This window comes from Actinomadura nitritigenes (assembly GCF_017573545.1).
Taxonomy (GTDB): Bacteria; Actinomycetota; Actinomycetes; order Streptosporangiales; family Streptosporangiaceae; genus Spirillospora; species Spirillospora nitritigenes.
The window spans coordinates 1-23,344 of record NZ_JAGEOK010000032.1; the positions used below are offsets into that span (position 1 = coordinate 1).

General features: G+C 69.7%; 25 protein-coding genes, 2 tRNA genes and 1 pseudogene. 14 read left to right on the forward strand and 14 right to left on the reverse strand.

Going from position 1 to position 23,344, the window contains the following annotated elements; all coding sequences use genetic code 11:
• Window positions 1–779: 779 nt before the first annotated feature.
• Window positions 780–971, forward strand: coding sequence for a hypothetical protein (locus tag J4557_RS37695; protein WP_208271595.1), 192 nt, complete (start codon window positions 780–782; stop codon window positions 969–971).
• Between the two features lie 30 nt (window positions 972–1,001).
• Entirely contained in the window at window positions 1,002–1,649 is a 648-nt protein-coding gene (locus J4557_RS52275; RefSeq protein ID WP_372442577.1) for a Crp/Fnr family transcriptional regulator, read from the forward strand.
• Between the two features lie 316 nt (window positions 1,650–1,965).
• Here J4557_RS52275 and J4557_RS37705 read toward each other — a convergent pair whose 3' ends face one another.
• From J4557_RS37705 to J4557_RS37715, 3 genes are all read right to left on the reverse strand, one after another.
• Window positions 1,966–2,784, reverse strand: coding sequence for a phosphotransferase family protein (locus tag J4557_RS37705; protein WP_208271597.1), 819 nt, complete (start codon window positions 2,782–2,784; stop codon window positions 1,966–1,968).
• Between the two features lie 21 nt (window positions 2,785–2,805).
• A complete protein-coding gene (locus J4557_RS37710) occupies window positions 2,806–3,279 on the reverse strand; it encodes a UCP032817 domain-containing protein (RefSeq protein WP_208271598.1) in 474 nt (157 codons plus the stop codon).
• Between the two features lie 634 nt (window positions 3,280–3,913).
• On the reverse strand, window positions 3,914–4,165 hold the full coding sequence (locus J4557_RS37715; protein WP_208271599.1) for a hypothetical protein: 252 nt from the start codon (window positions 4,163–4,165) through the stop codon (window positions 3,914–3,916).
• A 672-nt stretch (window positions 4,166–4,837) separates the two neighbouring features.
• Between J4557_RS37715 and J4557_RS37720 the strand changes: the two genes are divergently transcribed.
• The 6 genes from J4557_RS37720 to J4557_RS37745 all read left to right on the forward strand — a co-directional run bounded on the left by J4557_RS37720 (window position 4,838) and on the right by J4557_RS37745 (window position 9,988).
• Window positions 4,838–6,046 carry a helix-turn-helix domain-containing protein gene (locus J4557_RS37720; protein WP_243776988.1) on the forward strand — a complete coding sequence of 403 codons (1,209 nt, stop codon included), beginning with the start codon at window positions 4,838–4,840 and terminating at the stop codon, window positions 6,044–6,046.
• 13 nt (window positions 6,047–6,059) lie between these two features.
• Complete coding sequence (locus J4557_RS37725; protein WP_208271600.1) at window positions 6,060–6,644, forward strand: HD domain-containing protein; 585 nt, start codon at window positions 6,060–6,062, stop codon at window positions 6,642–6,644.
• A 435-nt stretch (window positions 6,645–7,079) separates the two neighbouring features.
• Entirely contained in the window at window positions 7,080–7,499 is a 420-nt protein-coding gene (locus J4557_RS37730) for a plasmid mobilization protein (RefSeq protein ID WP_208271601.1), read from the forward strand.
• On the forward strand, window positions 7,496–9,043 hold the full coding sequence (locus tag J4557_RS37735) for a relaxase/mobilization nuclease domain-containing protein (protein ID WP_208271602.1): 1,548 nt from the start codon (window positions 7,496–7,498) through the stop codon (window positions 9,041–9,043). Before J4557_RS37730 ends, J4557_RS37735 begins: the two co-directional genes overlap by 4 nt.
• A gap of 195 nt (window positions 9,044–9,238) precedes the next feature.
• Window positions 9,239–9,778, forward strand: coding sequence for a hypothetical protein (locus J4557_RS37740; protein ID WP_208271603.1), 540 nt, complete (start codon window positions 9,239–9,241; stop codon window positions 9,776–9,778).
• Window positions 9,779–9,790: 12 nt separating this feature from the next.
• A complete protein-coding gene (locus tag J4557_RS37745; protein WP_208271684.1) occupies window positions 9,791–9,988 on the forward strand; it encodes a helix-turn-helix domain-containing protein in 198 nt (65 codons plus the stop codon).
• 242 nt (window positions 9,989–10,230) lie between these two features.
• On the opposite strand, the gene J4557_RS37750 is transcribed toward J4557_RS37745, so the two are convergent.
• A tRNA-Gly gene (locus tag J4557_RS37750) sits at window positions 10,231–10,301 on the reverse strand.
• A 156-nt stretch (window positions 10,302–10,457) separates the two neighbouring features.
• Between J4557_RS37750 and J4557_RS37755 the strand changes: the two genes are divergently transcribed.
• A tRNA-Pro gene (locus tag J4557_RS37755) sits at window positions 10,458–10,531 on the forward strand.
• A 258-nt stretch (window positions 10,532–10,789) separates the two neighbouring features.
• Here the strand turns inward: J4557_RS37755 and J4557_RS52280 are convergent.
• Window positions 10,790–11,239 (reverse strand): annotated as a pseudogene (locus tag J4557_RS52280) (ATP-binding cassette domain-containing protein); the annotation flags it as partial.
• A 152-nt stretch (window positions 11,240–11,391) separates the two neighbouring features.
• On the opposite strand from J4557_RS52280, the gene J4557_RS37765 reads away from it, so the two are divergent.
• Together J4557_RS37765 and J4557_RS37770 are read left to right on the forward strand one after the other, a co-directional pair.
• Window positions 11,392–12,432: an NAD(P)-dependent alcohol dehydrogenase gene (locus J4557_RS37765; RefSeq protein WP_208271604.1), complete on the forward strand. Its 1,041-nt coding sequence runs from the start codon at window positions 11,392–11,394 to the stop codon at window positions 12,430–12,432.
• A gap of 170 nt (window positions 12,433–12,602) precedes the next feature.
• A complete protein-coding gene (locus tag J4557_RS37770) occupies window positions 12,603–13,682 on the forward strand; it encodes a hypothetical protein (RefSeq protein ID WP_208271605.1) in 1,080 nt (359 codons plus the stop codon).
• A 70-nt stretch (window positions 13,683–13,752) separates the two neighbouring features.
• Here J4557_RS37770 and J4557_RS37775 read toward each other — a convergent pair whose 3' ends face one another.
• From J4557_RS37775 to J4557_RS37785, 3 genes are all read right to left on the reverse strand, one after another.
• Window positions 13,753–14,493, reverse strand: coding sequence for an SDR family NAD(P)-dependent oxidoreductase (locus J4557_RS37775; RefSeq protein WP_307800438.1), 741 nt, complete (start codon window positions 14,491–14,493; stop codon window positions 13,753–13,755).
• A gap of 104 nt (window positions 14,494–14,597) precedes the next feature.
• Window positions 14,598–15,110 carry a Dps family protein gene (locus J4557_RS37780; RefSeq protein ID WP_208271685.1) on the reverse strand — a complete coding sequence of 171 codons (513 nt, stop codon included), beginning with the start codon at window positions 15,108–15,110 and terminating at the stop codon, window positions 14,598–14,600.
• A 193-nt stretch (window positions 15,111–15,303) separates the two neighbouring features.
• The gene (locus J4557_RS37785; protein WP_243776989.1) at window positions 15,304–16,743 is read right to left on the reverse strand and encodes an FAD-binding oxidoreductase; all 1,440 of its coding nucleotides are present in this window, start codon (window positions 16,741–16,743) and stop codon (window positions 15,304–15,306) included.
• Window positions 16,744–16,969: 226 nt separating this feature from the next.
• On the opposite strand from J4557_RS37785, the gene J4557_RS37790 reads away from it, so the two are divergent.
• The gene (locus J4557_RS37790) at window positions 16,970–17,770 is read left to right on the forward strand and encodes a class I SAM-dependent methyltransferase (RefSeq protein WP_307800439.1); all 801 of its coding nucleotides are present in this window, start codon (window positions 16,970–16,972) and stop codon (window positions 17,768–17,770) included.
• Here the strand turns inward: J4557_RS37790 and J4557_RS37795 are convergent.
• Window positions 17,767–18,405 carry a TetR/AcrR family transcriptional regulator gene (locus tag J4557_RS37795; protein ID WP_208271609.1) on the reverse strand — a complete coding sequence of 213 codons (639 nt, stop codon included), beginning with the start codon at window positions 18,403–18,405 and terminating at the stop codon, window positions 17,767–17,769. The genes J4557_RS37790 and J4557_RS37795 overlap by 4 nt on opposite strands.
• A gap of 73 nt (window positions 18,406–18,478) precedes the next feature.
• Window positions 18,479–18,952, reverse strand: a complete 474-nt coding sequence (locus J4557_RS37800) for an RrF2 family transcriptional regulator (protein ID WP_208271610.1) — start codon at window positions 18,950–18,952, stop codon at window positions 18,479–18,481.
• Window positions 18,953–19,039: 87 nt separating this feature from the next.
• Here J4557_RS37800 and J4557_RS37805 point away from each other — a divergent pair, with 87 nt between their 5' ends.
• Window positions 19,040–19,780 (forward strand): SDR family oxidoreductase, encoded by a 741-nt coding sequence (locus tag J4557_RS37805; protein ID WP_208271611.1) that lies wholly within the window; start codon window positions 19,040–19,042, stop codon window positions 19,778–19,780.
• A 19-nt stretch (window positions 19,781–19,799) separates the two neighbouring features.
• On the opposite strand, the gene J4557_RS37810 is transcribed toward J4557_RS37805, so the two are convergent.
• Window positions 19,800–20,759 (reverse strand): alpha/beta hydrolase family protein, encoded by a 960-nt coding sequence (locus tag J4557_RS37810; RefSeq protein ID WP_208271612.1) that lies wholly within the window; start codon window positions 20,757–20,759, stop codon window positions 19,800–19,802.
• A gap of 108 nt (window positions 20,760–20,867) precedes the next feature.
• Between J4557_RS37810 and J4557_RS37815 the strand changes: the two genes are divergently transcribed.
• The gene (locus J4557_RS37815) at window positions 20,868–21,251 is read left to right on the forward strand and encodes a MerR family transcriptional regulator (protein ID WP_372442576.1); all 384 of its coding nucleotides are present in this window, start codon (window positions 20,868–20,870) and stop codon (window positions 21,249–21,251) included.
• On the opposite strand, the gene J4557_RS37820 is transcribed toward J4557_RS37815, so the two are convergent.
• The 3 genes from J4557_RS37820 to J4557_RS37830 all read right to left on the reverse strand — a co-directional run bounded on the left by J4557_RS37820 (window position 21,252) and on the right by J4557_RS37830 (window position 23,200).
• Window positions 21,252–21,572, reverse strand: coding sequence for a DUF3237 family protein (locus J4557_RS37820; protein WP_208271613.1), 321 nt, complete (start codon window positions 21,570–21,572; stop codon window positions 21,252–21,254).
• A 47-nt stretch (window positions 21,573–21,619) separates the two neighbouring features.
• On the reverse strand, window positions 21,620–22,585 hold the full coding sequence (locus J4557_RS37825) for a helix-turn-helix transcriptional regulator (protein WP_372442578.1): 966 nt from the start codon (window positions 22,583–22,585) through the stop codon (window positions 21,620–21,622).
• Window positions 22,586–22,663: 78 nt separating this feature from the next.
• Entirely contained in the window at window positions 22,664–23,200 is a 537-nt protein-coding gene (locus J4557_RS37830) for a cysteine hydrolase family protein (protein WP_208271615.1), read from the reverse strand.
• Window positions 23,201–23,344: the final 144 nt, after the last annotated feature.

Here is a 23,344-nt window from a genome sequence, read left to right on the forward strand (position 1 = left end):
CTGGTTGGACGGAGGGTTGTGAGAGATCAACCGTCCTACCAGGGGCTCCTTGACGTTCCGGGGCAGATGCACCGACCGCGACCATCATGTGATCAACAGTCACCACACCGCTGCTGAAAAAGGCTCACTGGTGAACGCAACGAGGCGGACGCGTCCGCAAAGAAGCTGAGAGCTGGTGATCCCCTGGAATGCTTCATGAAGATGACCGGGGACCCAACAACACCATTCTCATAACCTCTGAGTTCGCTCACATGCGCCCACAGATGGGATCGAAGTTATCGGTCTTGCCTCTATCGGGAGAATCAACCGCTCGCATCTAATGTGAGGGGCGCTCCCCTGGACGCATCTGAAGCCAGGAAGCCTCACGGCTCCTGGCCCTCCGCGGGCCAGATGGCATGCCCCCGCGCCAATCCACCTGTCACGGGCGTGTCACCGTACCCCTCGGCCGACCCCCGGGACAGGGGTGCATGCTTAACAGCGATGCCGTACTGGTCGGAGGCCCGTGCGGACATGTCTGGGCGGTCCCGATCCTGCCAATGATCAGACTGCGTCTAAAACGTAATTACGGGTGCCCGAATCTTTACGGATCAACTTTTTTCCTCTGCATTGCCGCAGGTCACTCAGGTGCTGGCATGTATTCGTATCACCGGAGATGAGGATCTCGTTCCAGTGATCCGCCATGTGGCGAACGGTGCCCCAGTGATGAGAGCAGAGTCATAGCGTGTCCAAGGAGAGGTTCGCGGAAGGCGGTACCTCACAGTGGCAGCGCGGAGGAGATCTTGAGGTTCGAAGTGATGATGGCGTTCGGTGCGGCCTCTATTACGCTTGCCTTTATCGGCCTGGCTGCTTATGTAGTAGCCAAGGTCTCTGCTCACACTCCCGAGCATCTGCCTCGCTTGTTCGTGTCGATGGCCGTATTCTTCAGTGCCGTTCCAGCTGTGATCTATGCCCTCTACGCTCTTGCGGGATGAGAGATGTATGACGAAACGTTTTGGGCACAGATGCCAGTGGGCGTTAGGCGCGACCTAATACAATGTGGATACGAGCGCGCTTTTCGATCTAATGAAGCATTCCTGTGTCGGGGGGACAAAGCTGAAAAGGTACTAATACTACGCCTGGGGTGGGCTAGGGTCGTAGCCTATCCTTCTCCCGGAACCAGCTTGGTCGTTCACGCCGCATGCGAAGGTGAACTATGTGGCGACTATGAGGCTCTGAACAGTGATCGATATGAATACGACTATGTGGCAGGCGGGGGTGGGGCAACAGTTCTCTCCGTCCCCCTGCGCGCCTTCTCTGGGATGTGCCATAAGTATCCCGACATTCTGATGGCGATACTAAAGACCACCGCTAATCGACTCCAGCGGTCGGAGCGACTGCGCGCCACAAACGACATACGTACACGAACGGCAATTATCCTTAAGATGCTCTGCGTGAGATTTGGAATAGACCTGAATGATCTCCAAACGGAGATTCGTCTAGCAGGCTTCACTCGCGATGACCTCGCTGCACTTGCTGACACTTCGGCCCGATCGCTGGATCGAGCTATTTCTTATCTCTATGCTCAGGGAATCCTACTCGAAGCTAGAGGCGTGTTTGTAGTTGACAGACGAGCCTTATGGCATTTCGTAGGAGAAGAAGGCCCATTTTAGCTAGATGGCTTACAATAATTTCTCGGGTTTGATAGAACCGTAGCCTTTCCAGCCCAACGCAGGCCGAAGCGTGGCAGTCGATGGACATAGGTCCAGGTCAGACTGATTCGGTGGTACCACTGTGAATTCGCCGACCTGGCGGCCCGAGCTGGCCAAACCTGTACTGTTTTCCTGCTGCACTTGCCCAGATGTGCCAGCTCCTGATCGTAGGCTCGCGGACCTGCTCTTCGAGGTGGCCTTAGCTTCTCTGGTCCTACCGAGAACACTCTTTTCGGCGGCCTCGGCACACCCTGTTGCCGTTGCCGTGTGAGGTGATTCAGGGGGAAGAAGAGTGGGCACATCGGTGCGACGCCCACATCTGTGCTGCGGTCGCGTGGGCGAGTGCCCAAGCCTCATTGGTGGTGGCGAGGTTGACTTGCCATTTGCCGGCGAAGGCGCGTGCGAAGAGGTCGATGGTGGCTGGGGCGGTGGTCGTCCAAGCGGGGAACTGTGAGGCCCAGTGTTCGGCTTCGGTCGGGGTGTGGCCGGCCTTGAGTAGCCAGGGGATGAGGAGTGCTAGCTCGAGGAAGGCGGCGCCGCGTCCGGCGAAGGTCCAGTCAACGACGTAGGCGGTGTCGCCGTCGCCGAGGAGGACGTTGGCGGGGTTGAGGTCGGCGTGCAGCAGGGTGTTGCCTGCCAGTGGGGTCATGTCCCCCATCGATTCCCAGCGGCGCTCGACGCGCTTGCGTTCCAGCACATCGGGGAGCGGATGTGCCTGCAGGCTGTCGACGATCTTCGTGAGGATGTCCAGGTCCGGTGAGCCGGGGGTGTAGTCGGCGTGCCGGGCCTGGACGTGTTCGAAGGCCAGGACGAGCCACCCGCCCGCCTCCACGGTGAAGTGGAGGCGGGGGGCGTACTGGGTGACGTGGGGGTTGATCGCGGCTTCCCAGCGCAGCGACCGGACTTCCGGGCCGTCGGTGTCCGGCGCGGTCTTGCGTGCGGCCTTGACGAACAGCCGGCCGTCCGCGGTGTGGATGGTCGCGGCGATGTCGGCGTGGTTGCCGGCGGGCGCGGGCTCGACCCACTGGATGGGGCCGGTGCGCGCCGTGACCGCGCCGAGCACCTCGGGTGGCAGGTCGGACCAGTGGCTGCGCATGGATCAATCCCCGTGGTGGTGTCAGGCGTTCATCGGCGGCTGCGCGCAGTTCTCCGGGCAGCAGGACTCGCCGTCCATCCACCATTCCAGATCGACCCGGTACCCGGTGGCGCGCATCGCCGCCAGGCCGCGCTCGGACGCCTGCCCGGACCGGATGTCCTCGTCCATGATCGGCAGGTGGTGCATGAACCGGCCCGCGACCATGTCACAGACGGCCGCGAATGTGCGCGTGCGCATCATGGAGCGGTGCCAGATCTTGTCGACGGCGGGCGAGGGCGCGAACTTCACCCAGGCGCGGGCGTCGCCGCCGACTTCGGTCATGGTGTCTCCCCACGCCTTCATGAAGACGAGGAACTGCTCGACGCCGCGCTCGGCGTAGGGGCGGGTGACCTTGTCGAAGGTCACCACGTCGTTCACCATCTGGTCGAACAGTTCGGCTGTGACGAGGCCGCGTGGATCTTTGGTGGCGACGGCCAGGTCGGGAGCGAAGGTCATGTGCACCTCCGACGCGCGTTGTGGTTGGTTCTCTCGGCCCAGGTGCGCGTCTGTTGACCTGGGCCGGAGGGCTTTAATGGGGCGGGCGAGCGCCTGGATGCCGTTCTGCCGCGTGCCGCTCCCGGCTTACGGTGCGGATTGCTGGAGAGCGATGTCCGTTGGATCGGCGATCGACCAAGGCGCGGCCTTGTCGTTAGACCGTGTGGAGGGGCTTGGAGCCCCCGGCGGTTGGTCGTGGTCGTGGTCACGCGCCCGCGTGCGGGCGGCGGCACGCTCGATGATGTTGCCGAGGTACTCGATCCGCTCGGGATCTCGCGTCTGCCCAGTAGGTAGTACTGCGATTCGGGAACGACTTCCTGTTCCATGAGCCGGCGGTAGGAGCCCAGCGCGGCGGCCAGTTCTCGCGCCTGGCCGGGATCAAGAGGCACGATGTCTCCTAGCCGAGGGATGTAGGGCGGAGTCGTAGACCACCGAGGTGACGAGGTCAGCCAGGGCCCGCTGAGTTGTGCATGAGGCCATGGGGGTATGGGGGCGCGGCGGCTTCCGAGGGGTGAAGGCCGCCGCGCCCTGTCGCGCATCGCCCTCACGCCGGAGCGGCGATCTGAGGTGGATGCGCGACGACTGGGCCTGCTGGTCATCGCATGAGTCCCAGCGTGTGGATGATCTGTGCTTCGAGCGCCGCCAGAGTGGGGGCGTCCAGGAGCCGGCGGGGGCCGGGAAGCATGACCCACCACGCACGGGTGTAGTGCCCCCACCAGACGATCGCTCCGTATTGGCGGGAGAGGCGGCCGAGTTCGGCATCGCGGATCGACCTGGCGTCCATCCGGCTGGTTGCGGTGCGCAGCTCGTCGGCGGGGACGTGCTGTGGGTAGCCAGCGGGGTTCATGGGGCGGCCACCTCCGAAATGAGGCTGCTGCTTGTGGTGGTCTGCCTGCCGCCTGAGGGGTTCGGGACGCAGGCCTCCTGAGCGGTGAGTCCCTCGATCAGGGCGGCCTCGATGTTGGTCCTCGTGCAGTTATCGGCAGGACGGACGAGCAGGAGCTTGCGTTGAGAGCGCCGCCAGGCCGCTGGACCCTTGATGGCTTCGCACAGCTCACGAGGGTTGGCCGACTCCAGCAACCCAGGTCCGTCCGACAAGGGGACGAGCGCCCGCCAGGCCCTCGTGGCCCGCCGGTACCAGGTCACCGGGTCGGGCGAGGAGTTACCCATGGGCCCGCCCAGCGAGCTTTCCCTTGACCGCTACGACCACCTCGTGCAGGTGTGCGTCATCGGCCGGTGCGATGACGCCACCATCGGAGAACCAGAACCACGGCTCACCGCTGCAGATCGCGCGCAGGTCGCATCGCACCAACACCGGGGAGGAGAAGGCGGCAGGGATCACAAGCAAGGGCTCAGACTCGGCCACCTCTACCGCATAGCCGTGGGACTTGAGCGTCTGGGCGAGCGCCCACACGCGCAACCGGCGCGTCTCTAGCGCTTTCGATGTATCCGTTGACATTACGAGCCCTCTTACCTAGAGGCGTGAATAGTGATCTTCAGTTAAGCTTTTCCTAACGCTATGGCGTTGATTGATGCCGATGAACTGACGGCGAGTACGAGTACGAACGGCGGTAGTGGACTCATGGCGCCAGGTGGACGAGAAACCCTGACTGGCAGTCGGGGTTTCAACGACAGCCCCCGCGAAGGTCGTATTTCGGGCTACCTTCTCAAGGTCATCCGTGAATCGATCGGATTCACTCAGGACGGACTGGCCGAAGACCTTGGAGTCGATCTCACGACTGTGCAGGGCTGGGAGTCTGGGCGTCGGCCTCTCGTCGCCGTGCCCACGGGAAGTTTTCTGGCGATTCGTGCACGATTGCTACGACTCGGGGCGCAGCCGAACTTGCTCGCTCAACTCGAACCGGCGCTTGAGGCTGATCACTTCCTCGCGCAGGTCTTGAGTACCGCACCAGCGAAGGTTCCGCCGGATGAGCATCCGCTCTCCGCGTGGGTGATCACGCGGCCGTTCACTGACATGACCTCATGGGCGGTGTCCGGTCAGCGGCCGTCCTTCCTGGACGATGTTCCGCGTAGATCTTCCCGTCGCGGTCCGGTTTCGAGCGGGCCACGCTTGGCGGTAGACGAGCGGGCTCACTTCTTCGAGCACCTTAAGAGCGCCGCAGAGAGAGCCGATGTCGGCACTGTCGACGGGATGCTGCTTCGTAGGCAAGCACATTACGTCGCGAGCTTCGATGATTCCGTAGAGACGGCGGAATGGCTGGCGGGAATGCAGCGCCAAGAGGAGCGCAGGTCTCAACGATCCGCTGACTGGTCGCTGTCCTGGGCTGTTGTGCGGTCCGGGGCGCACTCCCTTGCTCGCAAGGGAGACCCCGAGGCGCTTCAAGCGTTCATCGGCCAGGCGATGAAGACCGACAGGTGCGAGACGGCCAACCTCAACTACTGGGCGTACTGGCTGGGGGAGATCACCGAGCCGCAGACAGCCGACACGTTCATGGTCGAGTTGCCCACTCGGTCCTGGAGAGGCACGAAGCTGCTTGCTCATCTGGTGGGCAAGCTGGAGCCGAAGAACGTCTACATCGATGTCGTCGCTCATACGGTCTGGGCGCTTCTTCAGCACCGCCCCGCTATCGTCCACGACGAGCCCGGCACGCTCGGTCGGTTGCAGGAACGGGCAGCGCGGGTCCTGGACGAAGCTGCGGTCTCCGTCCAGTCGCGACGGGAGTTGGAAGAGGTCCTCTACGGTCTACGTATCGCGGACGGGCGTTGAGAGAAGGGTGAGCATGGCGAACGAGACGGAGCGGCTGGCGGGTTTCCTGTACGAGATCGGGCTTCTGAAGCGCTACAAGCGCACCGGGTGGCTTGTAGCGGGCGTCAACGATCCCGAGAGCATCGCCGATCACTCGCTCCGTACGGCGATCATCGCGAGCGTCCTGGCCGCGATGGAGGGGGCCAACCCCGAGCGTGCTGCACTACTCAGCCTCTTTCATGACAGCCAGGAGACGCGCCTCACCGACATCCCTTATGTGGCCAAGCCGTACGTGAAGAAGGCGTCCAACGAGCAGGTCACCGAGCGCCAGACCCGCGGTTTGCCGGAGGTGGTCACCGCAATGATCACGGGTGTCGTCGCGGAGTACGAAGGCAAGGCCAGCGCCGAGGCGATGTGCGCCCGTGACGCGGACAAGCTCGAGTGCCTCATTCAGGCCATCGAGTACCGAGAGCACGGCAATCAGAACACCCAACCGTGGGTGGACAGCTCACTCGCCCAACTCCAGACCGCGTCCGCCAAGCGACTCGCCGAGGAGGCGCAGAAGACCGGCTCTCTCGAGTGGTTCATGCGAGCGTTGAACGGCGACGAGGACGCGTAGAGGCGTCCTCGTCCCTAGGGTCCCTGGCCGACATCTGCGGCTTGGCCGAAGCTGGGAAGCTCGTCGGCGGGAGGACCGGCGTGGCTGCCCCTCCTCCTCCTCGCAACCTGTGAGGGCTGAAGCCCTCCCTCATCGGATCGACTGGCCGATTCTGACACCGGAGACGTTCCCGGCGATTCCTGTTCTTGCTGCGCGGACCGGATAGCGAGGAATTTGGCAGCAAGCTGAAGGATGCGATACCGCCCGACAGTAAGCGTCAGAATGGCTCGTCAATTGATACGAGTCGACCTTCGCGAACCGACGCATTATCAGCTCAGTGCGGGATGCAAGATAGCTGGTAGAGCGCTACCTGTTGTGGATAACTTCCGCTCGGAAGATCACACTGGCCGGGCGGGGGACCGAGCGCGGTCGCTCAAAAGCCAGGAGCGGAGGTGCATGACGACATCCAAACGAGGCAGCGACGGGGCGGAGCCGCTGCAGCGCCGAGCGAAGCTCGGTGGAGGGCGGCGGCGAGATCGGGAACTGAGAATCCGCGTCTGCGACCAGGAGTACGAAGAGTTCCACGAGGCGGCGACGCGAGCCGGTCTCGCGTGTAGCGCCTTCGTCGTAAAGACGGTTCAGACTGCGATTCGCGAGCAGCGGCCTGTGGACGGAGCGCTCGTCGCGTTGCATGCCGAACTGCGAAATGCCAGCCGTCAGGTGAACGCGGTCGGGGTCAACCTCAACCAGCTCGTGCGCCATGCCAACGCCTACAACGAGGTTCCGGAGTCGGTGGCGTGGTTGGCGGCGTACTGCTTTCAGGTGGTGCGGCGGGCCGAAGCCGTCATCGTCGAACTCGGCAGACGGCTGCCGTGATCGCCAAGGTCACGCGCGGCGCGGATGTCGGGAACCTGCTGCGGTACCTGTACGGGCCGGGCAAGCGCAACGAGCACGCCAACCCCCACCTCGTCGCCGGATACCGGCACCCGGCCGCACTGGAACCAGCGAAACGCGCGGACGGCAAGCGCGACCTTCGGCCGCTGGGCGAGGCGCTGCGGTCTCCGCTGGACACGATGCGGCGAAGCCGGCCGGAGATGCCTGTCTGGCAGTGCTCGTTGCGGACGGCCCCCACCGACCGGGCTCTGACCGATGAGGAGTGGGCCGACGTCGCCGAGGAGTTGATGCACCAGACCGGCATCGCACCACGCGGAGATCCGGAGGCGTGCCGGTGGATCGCCGTGCGGCACGCCGACGATCACATCCACGTCGTGGCCACGCTCGCTCGAGAGGACGGCCGGCGGCCGAACATCACCCGCGACTACCTCAAGGCGCGGAAGGCGTGCCAGGTCGTCGAGGAACGGTATGGACTTTGCCGTACCGCGCCCGCGGACCGGACAGCGGCGCCCCGACCCTCACGTGCTGAGATGGAACGGGCCGAACGCGCCGGGTTTGAGGAGCCGCCTCGTACCGCGTTGCGTCGGCAGGTGGCCACGGCCGCTGCCTCGTCCGACAGCGAAGACGCGTTCTTCGCCGGCCTGCGCGAACGCGGGCTGACGGTCCGGCTGAGATTCAGCGTCCGCACGCCCGGCGAGGTGACGGGATACGCCGTTGCCGTGCCCGAATACACCAACTCGGAGGGGGCGCCGGTCTTCTTCTCCGGCGGCAAGCTCGCCGATGACCTCACCTTGCCCAAGCTGCGCCTCCGGTGGAACGACGGCGCAATCCGTCGGCCCGCTGCCCCCTCGCGCCGGTGGGCACCGGGTTCGTCCGCCGACCACCGGTTGCAGACCGCGGCCTATCGGGAGGCCGCTCAAGGGGCCGGTACGGCGGCTTGGCAAATGCGCGAGTTCCGCGATCCTGGCGTCCGTGCCGATCTGGCAGCGGCGGCCTCTGATGTCCTGCACGTCACTGCAGACATCACCGGCAACCGCAAACTGGCCAAGGCTGCCGACTTCTACGACCGCGCCACCCGAGAACCGTTCGGCCGCCCGCCACCGGTCACCCCGTACGGAAACGCCCTGCGCGCGGTAGCGCGCACACTCGCGATCACTAACGTTCACTGGGAAGATCGACGCGAACACAAAAGGAACCTCACCGCCGACCTGCTGTTCCTCATCGCCAACCTCGCCGATCTCATCGAAGCGACGGCCGAGCACCGCCTGGCCCAGCAACGCCTCGCCCAAGCCGATGCCGCACGCCAGGCCGCAGGGCGGCTACACGCCGTCCGACGGACGGTGACTGGGCCGACCGCACCGGTGCCGCCACGCGTCGCGGAAACCCTCGACGAGGGCCGGGCGATGGCGAGGCTTGCGGCCGAAGCCTTCCCCGTACCGCTGGCCGAAGGACTGGGCTCGACCGCCGCATCCTCTGCTCGTCCTCCCCAGGTGCCGCAGCGTCGTAGCGGCGGGCCCAAGCGCTGACTTGCCGAGGGCGAGACTCGCCGGTGCCCCTGCAGTGCTGGAGTCAAGATCCAGGCACGGGCACAATCACGGAGCGTAAACAACCTCATGAAGCGGCAGAGCATCTATCTGCCGCTCCTCAACAGGAAGGACGGGCCATGTCCACGAACAGCTCTGGCCCTCCTACAGAGGGTCTGCACCCCAAGGAGTGCACCCATGACCTCCAACCCCAGCGCGATCAGCCGTAACGCCCAGGTTGACCACGAGCCCGAACAGCTCGCTGAGGATCTGGAACGAGCCGTCCGCTCGCTGAAGCAGGCCGTGGAGGAGCCGGACGGCCTTGCCGGACCCGCGACCGTCCACGCCGTTCTGGACGCCGTCCACACAGCCGTCACCGAGCTCGACCACCTTCTCCTTCAACTCGAACGCTTCCTCACGCGCCAGCACGCGGACGGACACCTCGTCCGTGACCACGGCGGGAGCCTCGACGGGGCACTCGACGACTTCGGCCGCGCCATCCTCCACGCCCGCCACCTGGGCGCCGGATGCGGCGAAGCCATCAACCAGGCCCGAAGCGCGATCAACCACGTTCACGGCACAGGATCGCCGCCCGCAACCAGCGCACCACCACTCGGCGGCACTGCCACCGAACCGGCTCCCACGGCCCCGATCCGAAGAGACGCGCCACGGGTGACGCCTCCGGATTGCCGAGGGCTACGGGCGAGATGGTTCGGCATCTTCCGGAAGGGGGTCTGAGCCGTGAAGCAGATGAGCCAGGACGAGCTCCTCGCCCTCCCCACCACCATCAGCGTCGACACCGCCGCCCGAGCCATGGGGCTCGGACGCACGCGCGCCTACCAGCTCGCCCGCCGAGGCGAGTTCCCCTGCAAGGTCATCCGCATCGGCGCCAGCTACCGCGTCGTGACGGTCGACCTCCGCCGGCTTCTCGGGATTGAGCCGAGCTAGCGGGACGTCCGGCGAGCAAAGGTCCGGTTCTCCGTTGGAGGGCCGGGCCTTCGGCGTTGAGGTGCCGGGTCCGTGCCTGTGGTGATCTTTGCCGAGTGTCGCCAGGCCATGATCGTGAAGGTTCGCAGATGAACCAGGATGGTGCTCAGGCGTGCTCGATCCCAGTGACAAATGGGTGACAAATGATCTTGGAAGAGGCTCTCAAGATCGCCCCACGAGGCTCTGACCTGGGAAAACGAGAGAGCGGGCGACGGGAATCGAACCCGCGTAGCCAGTTTGGAAGACTGGGGCTCTACCATTGAGCTACGCCCGCGAGGGGTTGGAGGGCCGGCTGGGCCCTCGATCGTCAACGCTAGCGTACCGGGTGACGGGGAGCGAACGGGTCCGCGGTCGCAATGCCGGGTTGAGCGAGGCGGACGGGCCTGATCGGCATTAGACTTCACGGGTCGCCGGGGACGGCGGCGTGTCGCGGGCTGTAGCGCAGTTTGGTAGCGCACTGGCTTTGGGTGCCAGGGGTCGTGGGTTCGAATCCCGCCAGCCCGACAGTGGAGTGCGCGGGCCGGGCAGGTCCGTGCCCGGGAGCGCGCCGCCCTTCCGGGCGTCGAGGATGGCGACCGCGGGGTACTTCCTCCTAGAGGCGTTTCGCGGGCGGAAGGCGTCCAAGCGCGTGGTGCGGTCCGCCTGGGCGGCTTCGGCGGGGTCGCGGGTGGTCAGCAGGATGGCGGCGCCCGCGCCGGCCAGCGTGCGCAGGGCGCGCCGGACGCGTTGGACCGTTCCGGAGTCCAGGCCGGCCATGGGGTCGTCGAGGAACAGGACGTCCGAGCGGTTCACCAGGGCGAGCGTCAGGTCGAGAAGGCGGCGCTCGCCGGCGTCCAGGCGCTCGAACGGGGTCGTGGAACGGCCGGTCAGACCGGTGAGGAGCAGAGCCTCCTCCCGGGTCAGCGGGTCGAGGGACCAGCGCCGCCAGGAGTCGACGATCTCGGCGGGGGTGAGGCCGGGGAACAGGCCGCCGTCGCGCCAGACGCTGCCGAGGCGCAGGCCGTCCCGCCGGTCGTAGGGGTCGACGCCCTTGACGCGGATCGTGCCGGAGAGGGGGCGGCGGAGCCCCGCCGCCGTTTCCAGCAGCGACGTCTTGCCCGCTCCGGCCGGGCCGAGCAGGGCGTGGATCTCGCCCGCGGCGACGGTGAAGGACAGGCCGTCGGACGGTCCGCCCTGGACGTGGAGGCAGGTGGCCTGTATCGCGGTTCCCATGCTGGTCCCTTCAAGATCACTCGTTGTCCGATCCAACGGGCATCCGCCGCGATTCGCTTCACCGGACGCCGTGGCGTTCGAGGTTCGTAAGAAATCCGGGACGCAGGTGTCGCGCGGTGGGGAGGGGGGATCTCGAGTGGGGAGGGGGTGCCATGAAGGCGTTGCAGTATCGCGAGGTGGGCGGGGCGCCGGAGGTCGTGACGGTGCCGGACCCCGTCGTGGGGCCGGGGCAGGTGCTGCTGAAGGTCACGGCGGCGGGCGTCTGCCATTCCGACATCGTGGTGATGAGCTGGTCGGCGGAGCAGCTCATGTTCCCGCTGCCGCTGACGCTCGGGCACGAGGGCGCCGGGACGGTGGAGGCGCTCGGGGAGGGCGTCGAGGGGGTGGCGATCGGGGAGTCGGTCGCCGTCTACGGGCCGTGGGGGTGCGGGGCGTGCCTGATGTGCGCGCAGGGCAAGGAGAACTACTGCCTGCGGGCGGAGGAGCTGGAGATCCGGCCGCCCGGGCTGGGCGCGCCCGGGGCGATCGCCGAGTACCTGCTGGTCGATGACGCCCGCCACCTGGTGCCGCTCGGCGGGCTGGACCCGGTGCGGAACGTCCCGCTGACGGACGCGGGGCTGACGCCGTACCACGCGATCAAGGGGGCGCTGCCGAAGCTGGTGCCGGGCAGCGCCGCGGTGGTGATCGGGACGGGCGGGCTCGGGCATGTGGCGATCCAGGTGCTGCGGGCGCTGAGCCCGGCGCGGGTGATCGCGCTGGACGTCTCGGAGGAGAAGCTGGAGCTGGCCCGGACGGTCGGCGCGCACGAGACGGTGCTGTCGGACGAGCGGGCGACGGCGCGGGTACGGGAGCTGACCGGCGGGCTCGGGGCGCAGGCGGTGTTCGACTTCGTCGGGGCCCCGCCGACGGTGGCGACGGCGACCGCCGTCGCGGCCGTGGAGGCGGACGTCCTGATCGTCGGGATCGGCGGCGGCATCGCGCAGGTCGGTTTCGGCGTCGTCCCCTACGACGCGTCGGTGCGGGCGCCCTACTGGGGAAGCCGCGCCGAACTGATCGAGGTGCTGGAGCTGGCGCGGTCCGGGGTGGTGGACGTGCACGTCGAGACGTACTCGCTCGACGAGGCACCGGAGGCGTACGAGCGCCTGCACGCGGGCCGTGTCAACGGACGCGCGGTGATCCTCCCGAACGGCTGACCCGGCCCGCGCGCCGGCTGGTAAGGGCGCGGTACTCCCCCGGCCCGATGTGTCGGGGGATGGCGGCGGCTCTCGTCGATCCGGCGGGGTACGAAGTGCCTTGGGCGGTCGTTCAGGTCGCGGTTCGTCCTGCTGGATGGCAGCGTAGGTGGCGGCGAGGGAGGGGAGCCGTGACCACTTACGCCTTCGACGAGGAGCGTCACGCGATCGTCGCGTTCTGGGAGACGGGCTCGGGCTGCACGGCCTCCACCTTCGCCGAGCTTCCGGGTGACGTCCCCGCCGGCGCGGTCCAGCATCTCGCTCGGGCCCTGACCCGGTTGTCCGTCCAAGCCTGGCGCACCTATACCCATCCGGCCTCTGCCGCGGACGCGCAGGAGGTGGACAGCGAGGGCTGGCGTCACCGGCAGGACCGGGAAGCGTTCGGGACCGTGGCGGAAGCTCTGGCCAAGCCGAACCTGCCCTCCGACGGCATGCTCACCGTGTCGTACGACCCCGTTGAGGAGTGCGCGCACCGGGTCGGCCGTGCCTTGCACGACATCGGCGATGCCGAGTTGAGCAGGCGGGTCGGCGTTGAGGTGCGGGACGAGCTGAGGGCGATCGAACAGGCCGAGCTCGGTGACCTCACCGGGCGCGCCCGCCAGGTCCTCGCTCTCACGCGCGCCGACGCCTCACCCGTCCAGGTCCAGGCCGCCGACAAGATCCTTCATGCGGACCCGTTCGGCGGCCCGAGCCTGTTCACGGAGGTCGAGCCCGCGGCCGCCGCCATCGCGGCGGCGCACTGGCTCCAGGCGGCCGCCGACGTCACGTCCGAGACGACCGGCTACGCGACCACGGAGATCGTCCAGGAGGCGGACGGCATCGAGGCCCTGGCGCACGAGACCCCGACCCTCGTGCTGGAGCGGCTCGAACTCGGTCTCAGCCCGTACGAGACGGTCACCACCCTGATCCGGGGCGCGATGATCGTCGCGGAGGGCCGGATCCCCGACCTCGACGAGCTCCTGGAGCACGTCACCGAAGCCGAGATCCTCGCCCGGCATCACCATGATCCGGGGTTCCGGAGCACGCTGCTCAAGAGCCTCCGCACCACTCCCCTGGACCCCGAACGTCCCGCGCACGACCTCCTGGAAGACATCCTCGACGGCATCCGCGGCTGCTGGCTCATCTACCAGGAGGACGCCTCGGAGGACGACGGCGACTTCGTCGACGAGGTCCGTGCGGAGGCCAACGCCAACCGCGAGCGGCTGACCTGACGCTTCGAGGGGCCGCGATCCGAGATCATGCTCGCCGGGGCGTCCGAGGCCGCCGAGTCCGAAGACCTCGTCACCATGTCTGGGCGCCGGCGCGGACCAGCATCTCGTTCACGGCGACACGGCGGTCGCGGGTCACGATGTAGGCCACCGCCTCGGCGATGTCCTCGGGGAGGAGCTTCTCCATGCCCTCGATCTGCCGTGCGACGGCCTGCTGGATCTCCGCCCGCACGTGAGTGGTCAGTTCGGTGTCCACGGTGCCCGGTTCGACGACGCCCACGCGGACGCGCTGCGGCAGCAGCTCCTTGCGCAGCGCCTCGGTGAGCGCGACGACACCGAACTTGGTCGCGCTGTAGACGGCGTTTCCGATCCCGGCCACGCGCCCGGCGGTGGAGCTGATGTTGACGATGTCCGCCACTCGCCGAGAGCCGTTCTCTGCCGCGCTCACCAGATGCGGCTGCGCGGCCTGGGTGACGTAGAGAAGCCCTTGCACGTTCACCGCGAGCATGCGGTCCCATTCCTCGGGCGGTGCCTCGCCGAACGGTCCGAGGAGCATGAGGCCGGCATTGTTCACCAGCGTGTCCAGGCCGCCCAGTGCGTTCACCGTGCCCGCGACGGCCGCCTGCGCCGAGGCCGCATCGGTGATGTCCGCCTCGACCGCCAGCGCGGTTCCGCCGGCGGACCGGATCGACTCCGCCGCCTGCTCCAGCCGGTCGCGACGCCGGGCCACCAGCGCCACGGCCGCGCCCTCGGCGGCGAGAGCGCGTGCCGTCGCCTCGCCGATGCCGCTGCTGGCGCCGGTCACCAGCGCCACCGTTCCGTCCAGCCTGCCGTCGGCCATGCCCCTCCCTCGTCCGTTCACGGGCCGGCGAACCGGCGGCACGGACCCGTCCCCGCGGCGCCGGTCAGCGGCCGGGGTCAGCGGGAGCGGCCGTTGTGCGGGGCCTCGACGAGCGGGGTGTCGACCAGGTGCTCGATGAGGAACCAGGCCTGCAGCTCACCGGTGCGGATGACGTCGGAGACCAGGAGGTCGTTCGTGCCGTCGTCGCCCATCTCCTGGGCCCTGGCGGCGACCTCGTGGGCCGTGACGAGGATCGTCTCGTGCGCCTCGATCAGCCGCGACAGCATCGCGGGGACCTCCTCGGCGCCGTTCGGCGGACGCGGGACGGCGGTGATCTCCGCGACGTGGCGGGGGTCGCCGACCGCCACGCCGCCGAGGGTCTGCACCCGTTCGGCGATCAGGTCCACCAGCTTGAGCTGCTCCTCCGCATGCTTGTCGAGCAGCAGATGGAGCTGGTAGAAGGTCGGCCCGCGCATCAGCCAGTGATGCTTCTTGTAGAGGCTGTGGAGGATCTGGGTGTCGGCCAGGACCTGGTTGAGCCGCTCGCAGGAGTACATCCGGGCCTCGAACGACAGGCCGAGCGGGAACATCCGGACCGTGCCGAACTTCTGGATCTCGCGGCCATCGGCATGCACCCATGGCTGGCTTCCCGTCTTTGCGGCGGGCTTTCGGCTGGTGCGTTGGGTGGGCACCGGGCAACTCCCCTCACGATCAAGGCGCGGACAGCGTGGTGGTGATTTCCCGAATCCCCGCGATATCGCCCCGGCCGCGGCCAACAGGGCATCAAGAATCCTTGGGCCGCGCGCCGTCCACGTGGTGGGCGGGCGTGATGTTGTGGTTCATTCGGAAGAGGTTGCGCGGGTCGTAGCGCTTCTTGACGGCGGCGAGACGGTCGTACCGTTCGTGGCCGTAGATCGCGCGCAGGGCTTGCGGAGTGGCGCCTTCCCGTGCGCCGAGAAGATTGGGCATCCGCTCGTCCGACGTCCAGGGGGCGAGCGCGCCCACCAGGGTGTTCAGTTGCTCCTCGAAGAGCGCGGCCTTCCCCGCGTCGCCCCCGCCGATGCCCAGCACCGACCATCCCGCGTCCCGGCCGGGAACCGCGTTGGGGACCGCAGGCGGCCCTTCCATGGCCCCTCCGAGGCGGCGCACTTCGACGAGGCTGAGTTCGCTCTCCGCATCGGGACCCGCCACGGCGAGGAGGGCCTCGGCCGCCTCATCGGGAAAGTCCCGCAGCATTCCCGAGCGCTCGACCCAGGGAAAAGGGCCGGGCGGGTCCAGGAAAAGCGAAACGGCCTCACGGTAGGGCTGCTCGCCGGCCGATTCCATCAGCGCCGGCGCGACCCGGCGCATCGGTTCGAGGACGCGTTCCGCCTCGTCCCGCGGTCCGAGCGAGGTGAACCGCAGGTGCATCACGAACCGTCCGCGGAGGGGCTCCGGCATCGCGGGCAGAGCGCGCTGGAAGGCGAGGGAGGTACTCATCTCCGCCGGCAGGCCGCATGCCCATTCCCGCCAGGCGTGCAGCGCCCGCGCCATGTGCTCGCCGGCGAAGTGGAGCCCGGCGGCGTAGAACCGCCGGACCGGGAAGAGCGCGAACTCCAGGGCGGTGACCGCGCCGAAGTTGCCCGTCCCGCCGAGCAGCCCCCAGAACAGGTCCGGCTCGGAGGACGCGGTGACCCGCCGCGCCTCGGCGTCCGCGGTGACGACCTCGATCGCCCGCACGTGGTCGGCGGCGTATCCGTGGCGGCGGCCCATGATCGGGCTCGCCCCGCCGCCGAGGTGGTAGCCGACGACGCCGACGCCGGCCGAGCCCCCGCTGATGGGAGCGAGGCCGTGGGCGCCGGCCTCGTCGAGCGTCCCGCGCCAGCGGGCTCCGCCCTCGACCCGTGCGGCCCTCCGCTCGGGGTCGACGCGGGCCGCGCCCATCCGGGACATGTTGATCAGTACCGCCCCCTCGGCGGAGCGGGCCATCTGGTGTCCGGTGGCGAGGACGGCCACCGGCAGGCCCCGCTCGGCGGCGAACCGCACCGCGGCCCGGACGTCGTCCGCGCCGCTCGCGCCGATCGCGACCGCCGGGTGCACCGGGGTGAGCAGGTTGAAGGTGGCGCATTCCGCCGCGTAACCGGCGTCGCCGGGCAGCGCCACCGGGCCGCCGACCCGGTCCGCGAGATCCGCGATGTCGGCCCGGCTCAGCGGAGCCGTGCGCACCGGTTCAAAGGAGGCCATCTCGACCCGCCTTCCGTTCCCCGTCCCGCGCGCAGTCGCCATCGGTGAGGGAGAACCTGCCCCGTGCGCGTCCGGCGACACGAAGCACTCGGTTCCAACTGCGGGCAGGCCGGCGACGCCGCCCGGTCCGCCGGAGCCCGGCTTGTCGGAGCCGGGTGCCATCCTGGTGGACGCCGGTTACCGCCGACGACGCCTCGGCGGCTCCGACCACGGCGAAGGGGCAGTGGTGCGACATTCCTCCGGTGACCATGCGCTCGACCCCGGCGGGTACGACGCCGAGCTGCGGCGGCACGAACCGGTGCTGCGCCGGGCCTGCGGCGTCCGGCTCCACGACCACGTCCTCGACATCGGATGCGGGACGGGGCGGACGACCCGGGCGGCCGCGCGCGCGGCCCGGGCGGGCGGCGCGCTCGGGGTCGACATCTCCGCGTCCGCCATCGGGCGCGCCCGCGAACTGGCGCGGGCCGAGGGGCTCGGCAATGTCGCCTTCGAGCACGCCGACGCGCAGGTCCACCGCTTCCCGCGCGGGCGCTTCGACCTGGCGGCCAGCAGGTTCGGCACGATGTTCTTCGACGACCCCGTCGCCGCGTTCGCCAACGTCGGACAGGCGCTGCGCCCGGCCGGACGGCTGGTGATGATGGTCTGGCAGCCCGCGGAACGCAACGAGTGGGAGGTCGCCGTCCGCCGATCCCTCGCGGGGGCCGAGGAACGGGTGGCCGCGGACGAGGGGCCGGACGCGTTCTCGCTCGGCGACCCGCCGACCGTGCGACGCGTCCTCGACGAGGCGGGCTTCACGGACATCGCCTTCACCGGCGTGCACGAGCCGGTCTACTACGGTCCGGACGTGGAGGCCGCCCTCGGCTGGGTCCGCCGCTTCGCCTCCACCGGCGCGGCGTTGGAGCGGCTCGACCCGGCCGGCGCGGCGCGCGCGATCGAGCGGCTGCGCGAGACGCTCGCCGCGCACCTGGCCGACGACGGTGTCTGGTTCGATTCCAGCGCCTGGCTCGTCACCGCCCGTCGCCCTTAAGGGAGGGGCCGGCCGCCGCGAGTCCCGGTGGCGACGAAGGTGGAGTGCAGGAGGCGGGCCATGCGGTCGCCCATCTGCTCCGGCGTCCAGCCGCGGTCGGCGAGGAGGGTCTCGCCGACGCCGTTGGAGACGAGCGCGAGCAGCATGTCGGTGGCGGTGTCGACGGTCCAGCCGGGCGCGAGGACGCCTTCGGCGTCCAGGCGGGCGATGAGCGCCCGGTTCGTCGCGTAGCGCCAGGACATCGCGGCGGCCCAGTGCCGTGCCGCGTCCGGGTCGTCGCCCGCCTCCCGCTCCACCGCGCGCGACACCGCGAGGATGCGCGGCAGGAACGCGGCGTGCCGGTGCGCGAAGCGCTCGAGGGCGGCCACCGCGTCGGGCGCGTCGCTCACCGGGGCGAACCGGCCCTCGATGTCCTCGACCTCGCTCACGTAGTCGAAGAGTTCGCTGATCAGCTCGGCGCGGGACGCGAAGTGCAGGTAGACGGCGCGCCGCGACACTCCCGCGCGTTCCGCCACGGCCGCCATGGTCGTCGCCGCCATGCCGTGCTCCTCGACGAGTTCGCGCGCCGCGCGCAGCAGCGCCGCCCGCGACCGGCGGCTGCGCGCGTTCCGCGGCTCCTCGATCGACCTCGCCATGCCCCCATGCTCTCAGCCGGCCCCGACCTTAAGTGCACGCTATGTGAATTTTGTGACGCCGCAGCGCCCCGGGCTACGCCGTACCCGCCATGCGCCGGCGGGTCCGGCCGGGGGTGGACGCGGGCAGGGTGGCGAGGATGTCGGCGAGCGAGGTGGCGTCGAGGGTCCGCCGCCAGGCCTCGTGCGCCTCGGCCATCTTCGCGGCGAGGATGCAGGTCTCCCGGCAGTCCTCGGGGGGCAGGGCCCCGCGCCCCTGCTGCCGGATCTCGCGGCACTCGTAGGGCGAGGACGCCCCGTCGACCGCCTCGACGATCTGCAGGAGCGTGATCTCCGAGGCGGGACGGGCCAGCCGGAACCCGCCCCGGGGGCCCGTGGTCGCCGCCAGGACGCCGCTCTTCACGAGCGTCTGGAGCTGCTTGGCGAGGTAGGGCGCCGGCAGGTCGAAGTACTGCGCGAGCTGGGCCGCCGAGGCGGTGGAGCCCGGGTCGAGCTGGGCCAGTGTCGCGGCGCAGTGCAGGAGCCATTCGGTGCTCACGGGCAGCTTCATGGCCCGATGATACCCAATCGACGATATTGCGGATCCCTTTAGTCCGAGATATGGTGATGCCCGGTCCAGAGACGAGGAGTGAACATCATGCGGATCGCCGTAGCGGGCGCGACCGGGAACATCGGGGCGCTCACCGTCACCGCTCTCCGGAAGGCCGGGCACGACGTCGTGCGGATCAGCCGCTCGCTCGGCGTCGACCTGGTGACCGGCGACGGGCTCGACGCGGCCCTGAACGGCGTCGACGCGGTCGTCGACGCGACGAACGCGACGGCGGCCGACCCGGCGGAGACGGTCGCCTTCTTCGGCGCCGCCACCCGGAACCTGCTCGCCGCCGAGGAGCGCACCGGGGTCGGCCACCACGTCCTGCTGTCGATCGCCGGGGTCGATCGCGTCGAGGGGAACGCGCACTACGCCGGCAAGCGCGAGCAGGAGCGGCTGGTCACCGCGGGACCGGTGCCGTGGTCGATCGTCCCGGCCACCCAGTTCCACGACTTCGCCGCGATGCTCGCGGGCTGGACCGAGCGGGACGGCGTGGCCACGATCCCGCCGCTCCTCGTCCAGCCGGTCGCGCCCGCGGACGTCGCCGACGTCCTCGCCGAGGTCGCCGCGGGCACGCCGCAGGGCCGCTGCCCCGACCTCGCCGGGCCGGAGCCGCAGGACCTGGTGGACATGGCCCGCCGCACCCACCAGGCGCGCGGCCGCACGGTGAAGCTCGTGCCGACCTGGGCGGGGCCGCTCGGCACGGACATGGCGGGCGACGTCCTCCTGCCCGGCGAGGGCGCCCGCATCGCGCCGACCACGTTCGAGGAGTGGCTCGCGACGGCGTGAGCGGCGCGCACGCGGCGCTTCACCTGGATTCGACGCGCCCGAGCGGATCGTCGACGTCCAGCAGGTCCCTGCACGCCGCCGCCCAGCCGGAGTCGTCGATGCCGAGCGCGTGGCGGAGGTAGGCCGTGGTGAGCCGCTGGACGACGGCGAGCCGTTCCGGGCTCTCGTCCGTCGTCTCCCGGGCCTCGTAGCCGGGGATCCCGCCGAGCGAGTGCTCCGCCCCGAACACCGTGAGCAGGCTCTTGCCGCCGGGGCTCAGGTGGTACGGGTCGGCCGTCCAGTCCGGCCCGCGGACGGTCAGCGGGAGGTCGTCCCGGTCCCCCATGACCACGAGGGCCGGCGTGGTCATGTGCGTGAAGGTCGGGTTCATGAACGGGTAGTGCTCGGCCGCGAACGGCGTGAGGTCCGCTCCGCCGCGTCCGGCGGTGGCGAGCAGGACGCCCGCCTTGACCCGGGGATCGGAGAGGTCCTCGCCCTCTCCGGTCACGGGGTCGAGGACGCGCAGGCCCAGCAGGTTGCCGGCCGTCTGGCCGCCGAAGGAGTGCCCGGCCGCGGCGACGCGGTCGCGGTCGAGGCGTCCGGCGAGGCCGGGGACGGCGGCCTCCACCGCGTCGAGGTGGTCGAGGACGCGCTTCAGGTCCTCGACCCGGAACCGCCAGATCCGCGGCGTCCGGGGGTCGTCCTCGGGCAGGCCGACCGTCCTCGAGTCGAGGTGGGTGGGCTGGATCACGACGAACCCGCGGGCGGCCCAGTGGTCGGTCAGGGGGCCGTAGCCCTCCAGCGACGACCCGAAGCCGTGCGAGAAGACGATGACCGGCAGGGCATCGCCGGTCGCGGGCGCGGAGACGCGCACGCGCAGGTCCTCCCCGCGCGGGTCCTTCCCGGGGCCCGGCGCCGGCAGCACCACCGGCTTCACCGAGACGACGGGGGCGGGCCGATCGGCGGCGATGTCGCGGATCGGTGTTTCGGTTCTGGTCATGGCTCTTCCCTTTCGACCGCTTCGCGCGGGGCTGCGACGTCGCGGCTACGCTAAAAGCTGACGCTGACGTCAGAGGCAAGGGACGTGGCCGGGGTCACACCGGGAGGCATGATGCGCATCGGCGAGCTCGCCGCCAGGACGGGCGTGAGCGTCCGCGCCCTGCGGTACTACGAGGAGCAGAACCTGCTCGCCGCGGAACGCAGCGCCAGCGGCCAGCGGCACTACCCGGACGGCGCGGTCGACCGGGTCGCGCTGATCCAGCAGCTGTACGGCGCGGGGCTGTCGAGCAGGTCGATCCTGGAGCTGCTGCCCTGCGTCGTGGACGGCGAGGCCACGCCGGAGCTCCTCGACCGGCTCGCCGTGGAACGCGAGCGCATCGACCGGCGGATCAGCGACCTGTCCGGCACCCGGGACAGGCTCGACACCGTCATCACCGCCGCCACCGCGAACCTGCGGACCGGCGAGCACTGCCCCGCCCGCCGAACGGACTGATCACCGCCTGCGGCGGGCGTTCCGGCGGGTGCGGGGACGCGCTTCGGCGGGACGGGTCAGAGGAGGGCGTACATGCGGATGAAGACGGCCTCCGGGTCCGAAGCGCGCGCGAGCCCGACGAAGACGGTCCGGGCGACAGTCGCCGCCGCCCGGCAGGACGGTCCCGCGCAGCAGCGGGCCGTCGACCGTGCCGCCGGTGATGGGGGTGAACTCGGTCCTCTCCCCGGCGCCGTGCCCCACGTGCAGGGTCGGGGCGAGGTCGGCGCGGATCTCGAAGGCGAAGGTCAGGGCGGGCGCGAAGGGGGACGCGGTGTCGGGCATGGCGGCAGGTCAGCGAGGGTCCGACCGATATACAACGGCGTTGTACATCATCGTTGCATCTCGTCCGGCCCGGCCATCGCCGCGAGGCGGCGGGCGAGGCGGGCGGCCGCCTCCCGCAGCTCGGGCGGCTCCAGCACCTCCGTCTCGAAGCCCAGGCGGGCGACGTGCACGGCGATCCGGTCCAGGTCGTCGGCGCCGACGACGAGCACGCACCACCCGTCGCCGCCGTCCTCCACCCGGCCCACCTCGGGCGGCACCAGCTCCCGTACCCGGCCGGGACGGGCGTGCACGCGGATCCGGGCGAGGTGCCGGTACGGCGCCTCGGCCACCGACCGCCGCACGTAGTCGACCGGGTCCGGATGCTCCCTCGCCGCGAAGCGCCAGGTCGTCGCCGTCACCTCGCGCATCCGGTCCAGCCGGAAGGTCCGCCAGCCTTCCCGGTCGACGTCCCAGGCCATCAGGTACCAGCGCCGGCCGGTGGCGACCATCCGGACCGGCTCCACCGTGCGCTCGCCCTCGGCGCCCTCGCGGGCCACGTACCGGAAGCGCACCCGCAGCGCGTCGCGGCAGGCCCGCGCGAGCGTCACCAGCACCTCCGCGTCCACGACGGCCCCGGGCCCGACGAGGGTCTCGGTGGCGCCGTGCACCGCCCGCACCTCGGCGCGCAGCCGGGGCGGCATCACCTGGTCGAGCTTCGCGAGCGCGCGCAGCGCCGCCTCCCCCGCCCCGGCGACCGTCCCGCCCGCCGCCAGCCGCAGCGACACCGCCGTCGCGATCGCCTCCTCGTCGTCGAGGAGCAGCGGCGGCAGCCGGGTGCCCGCGCCGAGCCGGTAGCCGCCGCCGACGCCCGGCACGGCGCGGACGGGGTAGCCGAGCGCGCGCAGCCGCTCCACGTCGCGGCGCACCGAGCGGTCGGTGACGCGCAGCTCCGCGGCGAGCTCTGCGGCGGTCCAGGACGGCCGGCGCTGGAGCAGCCCCAGCAGCCGCAGCACCCGCTCGGTCGTCGCCTCCACGGTCACGCGCTCATCGTTCCACGGGCCGCGGAACGCCCCTCCCCGCCACCGAGCGGCGCCCGCCGCGTCCCGGCCCCGTCAGAGGCACTTGGCGGCGGTGACGATCTCGGCACGCATGTTCAGGTCCATCATGCGGAGTGCGGCGTAGCCGAGATCGGGATGGATGTGGGCGACCGCGTCGCGGACCACCTTGATCTTGAAGTGCCGGACGTAGGCGTCCAGGGCGCTGTAGAGCACGCACTGCTCGGTGACCTGCCCGGCGAGGATGATCTCCTCCACGCCTTCGCGGGAGAGCAGGTACTCCAGCGCCGTCCCGTAGAACGCGCTGTGCCGGACCTTGGCCAGGAAGGCGCAGTCGTCCGGCGGCAGGATCGGCTCCACCAGGTCGGGCCGCTCGCCGTCCAGCGCCCGCTGGACGAGGTCGTGCCGGTCGGCGGTGAAGTCACCGTAATTGTCGTTGACGTACAGCAGCCGCACGTCGTCGCGGTCGCGGGCGCGCTCCAGCAGCCGCCGCAGGGGTTCGATCGTCCGTTCCACGCTCGCCGTGAGCAGGCCCGCGTCCCGGTGGCCGTAGGGGTTCAGCATGTCGACGACGATCAGCGCGCTGGTGCTCACGGGCGTGCTCTGCCCGGTCAGGGCCGTCGCACACCTGGTCCGGGCGGTGGGGCGCAAGGACGGGGATTGCCAACGATCGGGGCCGAGGATCGGGGATTCTCACCGGCTCCGGTCCGGCGCGGCGGGCTTATGGTTGCGGGTCGT

Coding starts and splice junctions, on each gene's coding strand:
- J4557_RS37810 (WP_208271612.1), bottom strand. CDS start 20,759: ATGACCAGAACCGAAACACCGATCCGCGACATCGCCGCCGATCGGCCC.
- J4557_RS37765 (WP_208271604.1), top strand. CDS start 11,392: ATGAAGGCGTTGCAGTATCGCGAGGTGGGCGGGGCGCCGGAGGTCGTG.
- J4557_RS37705 (WP_208271597.1), bottom strand. CDS start 2,784: ATGCGCAGCCACTGGTCCGACCTGCCACCCGAGGTGCTCGGCGCGGTC.
- J4557_RS37815 (WP_372442576.1), top strand. CDS start 20,868: ATGATGCGCATCGGCGAGCTCGCCGCCAGGACGGGCGTGAGCGTCCGC.
- J4557_RS37745 (WP_208271684.1), top strand. CDS start 9,791: ATGAGCCAGGACGAGCTCCTCGCCCTCCCCACCACCATCAGCGTCGAC.
- J4557_RS37795 (WP_208271609.1), bottom strand. CDS start 18,405: ATGGCGAGGTCGATCGAGGAGCCGCGGAACGCGCGCAGCCGCCGGTCG.
- J4557_RS37725 (WP_208271600.1), top strand. CDS start 6,060: ATGGCGAACGAGACGGAGCGGCTGGCGGGTTTCCTGTACGAGATCGGG.
- J4557_RS37780 (WP_208271685.1), bottom strand. CDS start 15,110: ATGTTCCCGCTCGGCCTGTCGTTCGAGGCCCGGATGTACTCCTGCGAG.
- J4557_RS37800 (WP_208271610.1), bottom strand. CDS start 18,952: ATGAAGCTGCCCGTGAGCACCGAATGGCTCCTGCACTGCGCCGCGACA.
- J4557_RS37820 (WP_208271613.1), bottom strand. CDS start 21,572: ATGCCCGACACCGCGTCCCCCTTCGCGCCCGCCCTGACCTTCGCCTTC.
- J4557_RS37715 (WP_208271599.1), bottom strand. CDS start 4,165: ATGAACCCCGCTGGCTACCCACAGCACGTCCCCGCCGACGAGCTGCGC.
- J4557_RS52275 (WP_372442577.1), top strand. CDS start 1,002: ATGCCAGTGGGCGTTAGGCGCGACCTAATACAATGTGGATACGAGCGC.
- J4557_RS37710 (WP_208271598.1), bottom strand. CDS start 3,279: ATGACCTTCGCTCCCGACCTGGCCGTCGCCACCAAAGATCCACGCGGC.
- J4557_RS37730 (WP_208271601.1), top strand. CDS start 7,080: ATGACGACATCCAAACGAGGCAGCGACGGGGCGGAGCCGCTGCAGCGC.
- J4557_RS37740 (WP_208271603.1), top strand. CDS start 9,239: ATGACCTCCAACCCCAGCGCGATCAGCCGTAACGCCCAGGTTGACCAC.
- J4557_RS37720 (WP_243776988.1), top strand. CDS start 4,838: ATGGCGTTGATTGATGCCGATGAACTGACGGCGAGTACGAGTACGAAC.
- J4557_RS37785 (WP_243776989.1), bottom strand. CDS start 16,743: ATGGCCTCCTTTGAACCGGTGCGCACGGCTCCGCTGAGCCGGGCCGAC.
- J4557_RS37805 (WP_208271611.1), top strand. CDS start 19,040: ATGCGGATCGCCGTAGCGGGCGCGACCGGGAACATCGGGGCGCTCACC.